Here is a 3,659-nt window from a genome sequence, read left to right as displayed (position 1 = left end):
GAGCGCCTCGGCGGCGACGCCGTCTCGGCGGGAGGGGCCAGGGCGGTCATGTTCGGGCCTTTCGTGTGGTGCGGGGGTCTCGTGCGGGTCGCCTGCGTGGTGCGTTGGTGCGGGCGGCCGGCGCCGACCTCGCGATCGGCGCCGGCTGCCCGCATCCGTCTATTGCGAGAGCACCGCCGTGATCTCGTCGTTGTCGGCGTCGACGGATGCCCCGTCGCCGAGCACGGCGTCGCGCACCAGGGTCAGCCACGGGCTGTTCGGCGCGTTGAACGCCTCCTGGAAGTGGATCGCGACCGGGGTGTCGCCGTTCGCGGCCACCTCGTTGATCGTGACGAGGCGCGGGTCGGCGTCGGAGTACTCGTTGCTCGAGAGGTCGCCGCGCGAGACGACGTCCTTGTCCTTCGCGAGCACGCCGACCTGGGCCTCCTCGGACATCATCCAGTTGAGGAAGTTCCACGCCTGCGCCGACTTCTTCGAATCCTTCGAGATGCCGATGCCGTCGCCGCCGACGAACGTGGAGGCGCCGCCCTCAGGTCCGACGATGCCCGAGACGCCGGCCTCGAACGGGGTGGACGAGAGCAGCGTGGCCGGGTAGAACATGAGGCCGACCTTGCCCTCGGTGAAGCCCGCGGTCCACGTGGGGCCGGCCTCGTCCTGCGACGAGGGGAGCACGGCGCCCGAGTCCCAGAGGTCCTTCCAGGTGGCGTAGATCTCCTTGGCCGTGTCGCTCGCGAGCAGCGACTCGGTGCCGTCCTCGTTCATGACCTGCTCGCCGTCGGCCCAGACGCTCGGGAACCACGTGAAGACGAGGCATCCGCCGCAGTTCAGGCCCGTGGCGGTGCCGTAGGTGTCGGGCTTGTTCAGCGCCTGGATCGCCTTCGCCCACTCGGCGTACTCCTCGAGGTTCGCGGGGCCCGCCTCGGCGTCGAGACCGGCTTCGGTCGCGAGCTCCTTGTTCCAGAACAGCATCGAGAGGTCGAGCACGAACGGCAGCACGTGCTCCTTGCCGTCGAGCGTGCCGGCCGAGAGGTGTCCGGGGTTGATCTCGTCCTTGAAGTCGAGTCCGTCGATGTTCGCCGTGAGGTCCTGGAAGAGTCCCTGCTCGACCCAGTTCGGCACGTACACGATGTCGGCGGCGAAGAGGTCGGGCAGGCCGTTCGATCCGGCCGCGGCACCGACCTTGGCGACGTAGTCGTCGTTCGGCACGACGGTGAGCTCGACCTGGTTCTCGTGGCTCTCGTTGTAGGCGTCGACGAGCAGGTTGGCCTGCTTCTCGAGGGGCGCGCGCGTCCAGAGGGTGAGCGTCGACCCGTCGTCGACGCCCTCGGGGCCGGCGTCCGACAGGTTGCTCGCGGGCTCGCTGTCGGCCGCGCAGGCGGACACGCCGACCAGCAGTGCGCCGGCGGCCAGGACGCCGGCGATTCTTCGCATCCGGCGGGTGGTGCTGCTCATGGTCTCTCCTCTGACTCGTCGTTGAGCGGGCTGGGGAAGCCCGGTGCTGCGACACTCCGGCTCAGCGATGCTGCGAAAATTCCGAAATGCTTTTCGGCACGTTACTCTGGGGAAACCAAAGGCGTCAAGAGCAGAATCCGGTAAGGTTTCCGACACAGAAGGGGGCCGCGATGGCGCGAGTGGAACACCCGGGCGGCGGGCGGGCGTCGACGCTCAGCGACGTCGCCAAGCTCGCCGGCGTCTCGATCGCCACCGCCTCGAAGGCCATCAACGGCCGCGACGAGGTCGCACCGGCCACCCGCCGTCGCGTGCTCGAGGCCGCCGAGCAGATCTCGTTCACGCCCAACCAGCTCGCCCGCAGCCTGCTCGCCGGGCGCACCGGCACCGTCGGCCTGCTCACGAGCGACCTCGAGGGCCGGTTCGTCATCCCGATCCTCATGGGCGCCGAGGACGCGTTCGGCGCGGGCCAGGTCAACGTGTTCCTCTGCGACGCGCGCGGCGACGCCATCCGAGAGCAGCACCACCTGAAGGCGCTGCTGAACCGCAGGGTCGACGGGATCATCGTCGTCGGCCGTCAGACCGACCCGCGGCCGTCGCTCGGGCACGACCTGCCGGTGCCGGTGGTGTACGCCTACGCCCCGTCCGACGACCCCGCCGACCTGTCGATCACGCCCGACAACCGCGCCGGCGGGCGCCTGGCCGTCGAGCATCTCGTCTCATGCGGGCGTTCGCGCATCGCGCACATCACCGGAGACCCGGCCTACGCCGCGGCCCAGGACCGCCTGCTCGGCGTGCGCGACGGACTCCGGGCCGCCGGCCTCGAACTGGTCGGCGAGCCGATGTTCTCGGAATGGAGCGAGCACTGGGGCCGCGACGCGACGGCGATGCTCCTCGCGCAGCATCCCGAGGTCGACGGCATCGTGTGCGGCTCCGACCAGATCGCCCGCGGCGTGCTCGACACGCTCCGCGACCTGGGCCGGAGCGTGCCCGAGGACGTCGCCGTCATCGGCTACGACAACTGGGAGGTGCTCGCCACGAACTCGCGTCCCGAGCTCACGAGCATCGACGCCAACCTGCAGCAGCTCGGGCGCACCGCGGCGAAGCGCGTGTTCACCGCCCTCGACGACGAGCTGCGTTCGGGCACCGAGTACCAGCCCGTGCGGCTCGTCATCCGCGGCTCGACCATCCCGCGGCGCTGAGCGCGCCGACGGCCTGGGCCTCGCCGGCGGAGGAGAAGCGCACCGCGGGAGGACGGGATGCGGGGTGGAGACCGCCTCCGGCGCAGATCTCCTCCCGACCGAGCGGCGGCGTCAGCCCCAGAAGCCGTCGTGCAGCGTCGTGGCCTCGGGCAGGTCGGCCGGCCCCGCGACCGTGACCGTCCGGCCGCCGCGGGCGAACACCTCGCGGCACGGGAGCGCCATGGTGGGCACGCCCTCCTGCTCGGCGACGATGTCGCGCAGCCAGTCCTCGCCGAGGGCGTAGACCACCCGGGCGATGCCGCTCCAGTAGATCGCGCCGGCGCACATCGCGCAGGGCTCGGTGCTCGTGTACAGCGTGCTCGTCGCGAGCACCTCGGGGGGCAGCACGGATGCCGCGGCGCGCACGACGTTCGTCTCGGCATGCCCGGTCGGGTCGGCGTGGGTGACCACCGAGTTCATCGCCTCGACCGTGCGTCCGTCGGCGGCGACGACCAGCGACCCGAAGGGGTGGTCGCCCCGGGCGCGCGCCGCCGTGCCGAGGTCCACGCATCGACGGAGCCACGTCAGGTCGGCCTCGGTCACCACGGTTCCGTCGGTCATGCGGGCCCTCCTTCGTCGATGAGTCCATTGTCGTGCGTGTCAACCCCGCGCCGGCGGGGCGACGGGCGTGTGATCGTGAGGAGGTCAGGGGGAGGAGACACATCATGAGCGACGCATCCGCGCACCACGACCCAGAGGGCACGAAGAAGCCCGACGGCCTCGGCGGCGAGGGCACGATCCCGAACGAACCCGACGGCGTGGGCGTCGGCGCGGGCGAGCCGACGACGTTCGAGCCGGAGGAGGATCCGGATGCCGCGTCGCAGCGGGACCCCGACGCTCCCGGTCCCGGCCCCGACGACACCGACCCCGACACGAACGGCTCCGACGGCCCCGATGCAGCGGAGGGCGTCGCGTTCTGACCGCGGCGCGCGACCGGGGCGTCGTGACTGCGCACCACGCTCACGGCGC

Annotated in this window: 4 protein-coding genes; 2 read left to right on the top strand and 2 right to left on the bottom strand. The window is 71.4% G+C overall.

Going from position 1 to position 3,659, the window contains the following annotated elements; translation table 11 throughout:
- Positions 1-159: 159 nt before the first annotated feature.
- Entirely contained in the window at positions 160-1,452 is a 1,293-nt protein-coding gene (locus GH736_RS19130; protein WP_159606181.1) for an ABC transporter substrate-binding protein, read from the bottom strand.
- A 170-nt stretch (positions 1,453-1,622) separates the two neighbouring features.
- Here GH736_RS19130 and GH736_RS19125 point away from each other — a divergent pair, with 170 nt between their 5' ends.
- The gene (locus GH736_RS19125) at positions 1,623-2,651 is read left to right on the top strand and encodes a LacI family DNA-binding transcriptional regulator (RefSeq protein WP_159606179.1); all 1,029 of its coding nucleotides are present in this window, start codon (positions 1,623-1,625) and stop codon (positions 2,649-2,651) included.
- 111 nt (positions 2,652-2,762) lie between these two features.
- Here the strand turns inward: GH736_RS19125 and GH736_RS19120 are convergent, their stop codons facing one another.
- Complete coding sequence (locus GH736_RS19120) at positions 2,763-3,251, bottom strand: nucleoside deaminase (protein WP_159606177.1); 489 nt, start codon at positions 3,249-3,251, stop codon at positions 2,763-2,765.
- A gap of 104 nt (positions 3,252-3,355) precedes the next feature.
- Here GH736_RS19120 and GH736_RS19115 point away from each other — a divergent pair, with 104 nt between their 5' ends.
- Positions 3,356-3,610, top strand: coding sequence for a hypothetical protein (locus GH736_RS19115; RefSeq protein WP_159606175.1), 255 nt, complete (start codon positions 3,356-3,358; stop codon positions 3,608-3,610).
- The last annotated feature ends 49 nt before the right edge of the window (positions 3,611-3,659 follow it).

Source organism: Agromyces humi (genome assembly GCF_009720255.1).
GTDB classification, from domain to species: Bacteria; Actinomycetota; Actinomycetes; order Actinomycetales; family Microbacteriaceae; genus Agromyces; species Agromyces humi.
Note: the sequence above shows the minus strand (reverse complement) of the source record. Positions and strands in the feature narration are given on the sequence as shown.

Excerpts from the sequence above, each read along its gene's own strand:
- GH736_RS19130 (WP_159606181.1), bottom strand. The coding sequence starts at position 1,452 with ATGAGCAGCACCACCCGCCGGATGCGAAGAATCGCCGGCGTCCTGGCC.
- GH736_RS19125 (WP_159606179.1), top strand. The coding sequence starts at position 1,623 with ATGGCGCGAGTGGAACACCCGGGCGGCGGGCGGGCGTCGACGCTCAGC.
- GH736_RS19120 (WP_159606177.1), bottom strand. The coding sequence starts at position 3,251 with ATGACCGACGGAACCGTGGTGACCGAGGCCGACCTGACGTGGCTCCGT.
- GH736_RS19115 (WP_159606175.1), top strand. The coding sequence starts at position 3,356 with ATGAGCGACGCATCCGCGCACCACGACCCAGAGGGCACGAAGAAGCCC.